The organism is Limisphaerales bacterium (assembly GCA_014382585.1).
Lineage (GTDB): Bacteria > Verrucomicrobiota > Verrucomicrobiia > Limisphaerales > UBA1100 > JACNJL01.
In genome coordinates this window covers 112427-118428 of the sequence record JACNJL010000043.1, presented here as the reverse complement: position 1 = coordinate 118428, position 6002 = coordinate 112427, and the positions used below count along the sequence as shown (strand labels likewise).

The 6002-nt window shown below is 58.3% G+C and carries 6 protein-coding genes; 1 reads left to right on the top strand and 5 read right to left on the bottom strand.

Going from position 1 to position 6002, the window contains the following annotated elements:
• Window positions 1–146 precede the first annotated feature (146 nt).
• From H8E27_09765 to sppA, 5 genes are all read right to left on the bottom strand, one after another.
• On the bottom strand, window positions 147–1004 hold the full coding sequence (locus H8E27_09765; GenBank protein ID MBC8325898.1) for a hypothetical protein: 858 nt from the start codon (window positions 1002–1004) through the stop codon (window positions 147–149).
• Between the two features lie 3 nt (window positions 1005–1007).
• On the bottom strand, window positions 1008–1538 hold the full coding sequence (locus H8E27_09760; GenBank protein MBC8325897.1) for an adenine phosphoribosyltransferase: 531 nt from the start codon (window positions 1536–1538) through the stop codon (window positions 1008–1010).
• The gene (locus H8E27_09755) at window positions 1538–2542 is read right to left on the bottom strand and encodes a sigma-70 family RNA polymerase sigma factor (GenBank protein ID MBC8325896.1); all 1005 of its coding nucleotides are present in this window, start codon (window positions 2540–2542) and stop codon (window positions 1538–1540) included. Before H8E27_09755 ends, H8E27_09760 begins: the two co-directional genes overlap by 1 nt.
• Window positions 2543–2624: 82 nt before the next feature.
• Window positions 2625–3230, bottom strand: coding sequence for a uracil phosphoribosyltransferase (upp, locus tag H8E27_09750; protein ID MBC8325895.1), 606 nt, complete (start codon window positions 3228–3230; stop codon window positions 2625–2627).
• Window positions 3231–3253: 23 nt separating this feature from the next.
• Window positions 3254–4369, bottom strand: coding sequence for a signal peptide peptidase SppA (sppA, locus tag H8E27_09745; GenBank protein MBC8325894.1), 1116 nt, complete (start codon window positions 4367–4369; stop codon window positions 3254–3256).
• 202 nt (window positions 4370–4571) lie between these two features.
• On the opposite strand from sppA, the gene nusA reads away from it, so the two are divergent.
• Window positions 4572–5999 carry a transcription termination factor NusA gene (gene nusA / locus H8E27_09740; GenBank protein MBC8325893.1) on the top strand — a complete coding sequence of 476 codons (1428 nt, stop codon included), beginning with the start codon at window positions 4572–4574 and terminating at the stop codon, window positions 5997–5999.
• Window positions 6000–6002: the final 3 nt, after the last annotated feature.

Below are 6002 nucleotides of genomic sequence, written 5' to 3'. Positions count from 1 at the left end.
GATGGCACGGTTTACGTCGGGTCAAGGGACAACAAGCTCTATGCCATCAAGACCGACTCCCAAAGGCCCGGCCCAAAGTCCTTGGCCAATGGGGGGGGCAGAATGCCCAACGCACTGGTCGTGTAAAGTAGACTAACCCCCTACTCTTAACTAGTTTCCTCCAACAAACCGCCCTGCGTGCGGACGTGATGAAACAAATATTGCTGGGCGTAGCCGTGGTGCGGAGCGAAGTGCTTTTTGATAAAGGCCTGCAGCCGCTTGGGCTTGGGGGCGCGGCGGGGAAAGTAAAGTTGGTGCAAGGCCTTGATGATCCAGGTGTCGACGGGAAACGCCTCGGGGTAGCCGTAGGCAAACAGCAGGATGCAATCAGCGACCTTGGGGCCAATGCCGGGAAGCCGCTGAATTTCGGCGCAGGCCTCGTCGTAGGACATTGAGCGCAACGATTCGAGGTTGAGTTCACCGCGCGTGATCATTTGGGCGCTGTCGAGGAGGTACTTGGCACGGTAACCCATGCGGCAGGCGCGAAGTTCGGCCTCAGTACAGGTGGCAATGCGATCGGCGGTGGGGAAGGATTTCCAATTGTCACGTACCGGTTCACCAAATCGGTCGCACACCTCGCCGATGATTTGCTCAATCTGTACGATCTGTTTATTGGAAGAACAGATGAAACCGGCGAGGGTTTCCCAGGGATCCTGCTTCAGAAGGCGTAAACCATGACACGTGCCGCGCGCAGCGGCGAGATGCGGATCATCGGCAGGGAATCCGTCGTAGATGGTTTGCAGATCGAGATCGAGCTGCAGGTAATCGCGCAGCCATTGCCAGTCTCCGATAGGTCGGGCAACGCGGGCGGTGAGGGTTTGGCCATCGATTGCCAAGCGTACCCAACGGCCAGTGAGGACGTTTTCCCAGGCACCATCCACTTCGCGCCAGCGAAAGGATTGGCCGGAGGTCAGCGTGGCGGCGAGATTGTAATCACGCAGCGGGAAGACTGCGGTGCGGGTCATCGCTTAATAGGTGATGACGGAGTGGATGGGATGACCATTGAGTTTTTCGCGGCCATTGAGGAAGCTGAGTTCGATAAGGAAACCGATCTCGACGATTTCGGCGCCGACTTTCTGGACGAGGCTGGCGGCGGCGGCCGCGGTGCCGCCGGTGGCGAGAAGGTCATCGAGGAGCAGCACGCGCGCGCCGGGTTGAAGGGCATCCTCGTGAATGGCCACGGTGTCTTCGCCGTATTCGAGCTCGAAATTTTCTTCGATGGTTTTGTGCGGAAGTTTGCCTTTTTTGCGGATGGGCACAAAGGCGGCATCGAGCTGGCGCGCGGCGGCGGCGGCAAAGATGAAGCCGCGCGCATCGATGCCCACCACAGCGTCGATGCGCGAATCAGCGTGATGCGAGGCGAGGAGATCGATGGAGCCGGCAAAAAGTGCGGCGTTGCCGAGGACGGGGGTGATGTCTTTGAATTGAATGCCCGGCTTGGGGAAATCGGGCACATTGCGGATGGCGGCCTCGAGATCGCCGACGGTTACTTTGCTCATCAGTGGTGGTCTTTGATGTGTTCGAATTTAGTAATCAATCGGCGTAGGCGGCCGAGTGCAACATTTTGAATTTGCCGGACGCGTTCGCGGGTGACGCCGAAATGTTCGCCCACATCTTCGAGCGTGCGCATTTCGTCGCCCTCTCCGAAGCCAAAGCGATAGCGCAAAATATCCGCCTCGCGACCATCGATGCTATCAAGCATTTTATGTAACATTGCAAACACTGTTTTGTCCTCCAAATCCTGATAAGGCGTGTGCATATGGTCGTCTTCTACTACATCGGCGAGCGTATCGGGCTCGTCGGCATCGCCCAGCGGGGCATCGAGCGAGGCGGGGCGAATGGCGGCGGCGCGCAGCTGCATCACCTTCGCGGGCGGCAGATGCATCTCCTCGGCAATCTCCTCGTCGGTGGGTTCGCGGCCGAGGTGTTCCTGCAACTTAATGGATGCGAGGCGCATTTTGGAAATTTTATCCACCAAATGCACAGGCAAGCGAATGGTTTTGGATTTGTTTGAGAGTGCGCGTTTGATGGATTGCTTGATCCACCACGAGCCGTAGGTGGAAAGCTTGCCGCCCTTGCTGGGGTCAAACCGTTTCACGGCTTTCATCAGCCCCAAGTTGCCTTCCTCGATGAGGTCCAGCAAAGGCAAGCCGAGGCCGTCGTAGTCGCGGGCGATCTTCACCACGAGCCGAAGATTCGCTTTGATCAGATGTTGCTCAGCCTCCTCATCGCCTTGCTTGATCCGCGCGGCGAGTGCCACTTCCTCGGCGGGCTTAACCAGCGGGGTCCGGGCAATCTCCTTGAGATAAATATTGATGGCCGAATTTTCGCCATACGCCCCCCCCGTGTGATCGGGTTGTTTGATGTGCGAAATCACCGAGATGGGTTTGGGCTTTCGCACAGATTTTTTCCTGGCCGAATTTTCCTTGGCGGAGGCACGCTTCTTGGCCACCGCTTTTTTCTTGGCGGTTTTCTTGGGTGATGTTTTGCGGGCAGCAGCCATGCGCGGGAAAGCTAATCAATCCACCCCTCGGGGCAAGCAAATAGACGACAACGACCGAAAAACCCTCGAGTGAAAATGGAGTTTAACATCCAAAACAGCGGTCCCCGGCATCACCAAGCCCGGGGATGATGTAGCCGTTTTTGTTGAGGTGACTATCGAGGGCGGCGGTGTAAATTTGGTTTTTGGGAAAAGCCCGCCGCAACGCGCGGAGGCCTTCGGGGGCGGCGAGGGCGTGGATGAAGCGAAGGTGCTTCGCGCCGCGCTTTTGTAAAAGTTGTCCGGCGGCGATGGCGCTGCCGGCGGTGGCGAGCATGGGGTCGACCACCAATACTTCAAACCGGCCCAACCGCGGCGGGAGTTTTTCGAGGTACCATTCGGGTTGGAGGGTGGTTTCGTTGCGGGCAATGCCGAGGTAGCCGATGCGGGCTTCGGGGAGGATTTGATCGGCGAGGGTGATGAGCCCCTGCCCCGCGCGCAGAATGGGGACGAGCAGGATTTCGCGCGCGGGCACGGTGGCGGGCGCGGGGCCGAGTGGGGTCCGCACACGCTTTTGTTTAACTGCCAAATCGGCGGTGGCCTCGTGCAGCAAATGCAGCCCGAGCTGGCCGAGGGTGCGGCGAAATTCCGGATGCGGCGTGGTCTTGTCGCGCAAGGTGGCGAGCCGTGCTTGCGCGAGGGGGTGCTGGATGAGGTGGACGTTTTTCAAAAAAACTATTGGGCAAAAAGATGGGGGGCGATGTAATAGGGCAATCCGGGCCGAAGCGAAATGGGGTTGAGCCCGAGATCAACCTTCACGGTGCTGCCCGCGGGCGGAGTGCTGCTTTTGGTGAAGAGGTTGAAGATGCCCAAATAATCTACGGGCGGATCATGCCGCACAAGGCGGGCGGTGTCCTCGGGAATGCCGGTGATATCTTCGGCGAGGCGGATGGCGGCGTCGAAGTTGCCGAGCTTATCCACCATCCCCAGCTCGAGCGCTTGCGCACCGGTAAGGATGCGGCCATCGGCGTAGTCCTTCCAATCAGCGACTAATTCTTTAGCATGTTTGTTCGTACGGCGACCTTTCTTTTCGCGGCCATCCTTGACGATGGTGGCGAATTGTTCGTAAGTGGAATCGATAAAATCCTGCAGAATTTTTTGTTGCTCATCGCTAGTGTCCTCCGGCGGATTGAAGGGTGAAAGCATATCTTTGTTGGCGCCGCTCTTAATGGTAACCGCTTGGACCCCGACTTTATCCATCAACCCGTGTAAATTTATGGACTGCATAATGACGCCAATAGAGCCGGTGATGGTGAGTTTGTTGGCGACGATGAGCTGACACGGAGCGGCGACGTAATAACCGCCGGACGCGGCCATCCCGCCCATCGAGGCGATGACGGGTTTGCCGGTGTCGGCCTGGAAATCCACGATAGCCTTGTGGATTTCATCGGAGGCAAGCACTTCGCCACCGGGGGAATCGATGTGGAGAATGACCGCCTTGATGCGGGAATCGGCAGCGGCGAGGTCGAACTGTTTCTTGATCCGCGTCACCATATTTTGCTCCGCACTGAGCCCATAGCTGGTGATGACACCGGTGACTGGAACGATGGCGATGCGCTCTCCGGTGTCGCCACTGCGCACGATGGTTTCGGAATAAAGATCTGCGGGCGCCGCCAGCGAATCCATCGCCTCACCCACGGAAGAAACAAACCACCCCCCCAGCAACAAGATGCCCCCCAGCGTTAAAAACAGGAACGTAAACACCCAACGCCCCGCGCCGGTGGAGCGGGGATAGGGCTGCGGGTTCTGGGGCAAAACAGGCGGCGTGGGGTTAGTTTCGTGATCGCTCATTCGGCGAGTTTACCGCCCGGTGCCCCTGCCCGCAAGCGGTTGGTTTGCCCTTGACGCTAACCCGCCCCGCGCCTAATCTCCGCCCGACAGGTAGGTATTGGCTCGTGGAGCCAGATGCGGCAAGTCGGTTTAATACCGGCTTTTTTGTTCCCCCGATGGGGTCAAAGTGCCCGGCAACCCACCCGTGAAAGGCGCCCAATATATGGATAAAGGCATAAACAGCGCGGAGTTTTTGGCTCTGCTGGATTTTTACGAAAAAGAAAAAGGCATCAGCCGCGAGGCACTGACTGAGGCGATCAACGAAGCGATTCTCGCTGCGGCAAAAAAGGCCGTTGGCGCCAGTCGAGATTTACGTGTTGAGACGGATCCCAAGTCCGGGGAAATCCGCGCCTTTGCGCGGCTGCTCGTGGTGGATCGCGTGCAGAATGAGCAGGACGAAATTTCGCGCTTCGACGCGATGCAATTCAAGGACGACGCCAAGGCCGGTGACGAGATTGAAAAGGAAGTTACCCCCACCGGTTTCGGCCGTATCGCCGCGCAGTACGCCAATCAAAATCTCAAGCAATACATCCGACGCGCTGAAAAGGCGCTCATCTTCGAGGAATTCAAAGACCGCACCGGCGACATTGTGCGCGGCACCGTCCGGCGCTTTGAGCGCAGCGACGTGATCATCGACCTCGGCCGGTACGAGGCGTTGCTGCCCAACCGCGAGCGAGTGCCCATCGAAGAATATCAGCCGGGCGAGCAACTACGCTGCTACGTCAAAGCCGTAGAAGAAACCGGACGTGGCCCGGAAATTATTCTCTCCCGCGCCGACCCGAATTTTGTCATTAAACTTTTTACGCAGGAAGTCACCGAGATCGCCGACGGCACGGTGGAGATCATCGCCGTCGCCCGCGAGCCGGGCTGGCGCACCAAGCTCGCCGTGCATTCGGCCGACAGCCGGGTGGATCCCGTGGGCGCTTGCGTAGGCTTGCGTGGTCAACGCGTGAAAAACATCGTACGCGAGCTGAATAACGAAAAAGTGGACATCATCCACTGGAGCCCGGACATCAGCACTTTCGTCATCGAAGCCCTGAAGCCTGCGGAAATCAAAACCCTCAAAATCAATGAGGCCGACAAACGCATTCAGGTTTTTGTTAATGAAGACCAACTTTCACTTGCCATCGGCAAGCGCGGCCAAAACGCGCGCCTCGCCCAAAAGCTCGTCCGCTGGCATATCGATATCGAAGCGTACCAAGTGGAAGTCCTCTCCTTCGATGACCAAGTCGCCAGCGCCGTAGCCGCGATGACCGCTCTACCCGGCATCGACGATACGCTCGCGCAAACGCTTGTCCAAAGCGGCTTCCATTCCGTGGCCGATTTGCAACAAGCCGAAGCCGCCGACCTCGCGGAAATCCCCGATCTCGCCCCGCACGCGGAAACAATTATGACCGCGCTCGCCTCCGTGGTTAACAGCGCGACTGAAACGGAAGCCACCGAAACTCCAGCCGAAGAAGAATCTGCCCCACAACCGGAGGCCGCCGAAACCACTGAAGAACCCGCGACCGAAGAAACGGAAGCCGAACCCGACACTGACGACGAAACCACGGAGGCTACCGAGCCCGCCGCCGACATCAAGACAGACTAAAGC

Coding starts and splice junctions, on each gene's coding strand:
- H8E27_09765 (MBC8325898.1), bottom strand. CDS start 1,004: ATGACCCGCACCGCAGTCTTCCCGCTGCGTGATTACAATCTCGCCGCC.
- H8E27_09760 (MBC8325897.1), bottom strand. CDS start 1,538: ATGAGCAAAGTAACCGTCGGCGATCTCGAGGCCGCCATCCGCAATGTG.
- H8E27_09755 (MBC8325896.1), bottom strand. CDS start 2,542: ATGGCTGCTGCCCGCAAAACATCACCCAAGAAAACCGCCAAGAAAAAA.
- sppA (MBC8325894.1), bottom strand. CDS start 4,369: ATGAGCGATCACGAAACTAACCCCACGCCGCCTGTTTTGCCCCAGAAC.
- nusA (MBC8325893.1), top strand. CDS start 4,572: ATGGATAAAGGCATAAACAGCGCGGAGTTTTTGGCTCTGCTGGATTTT.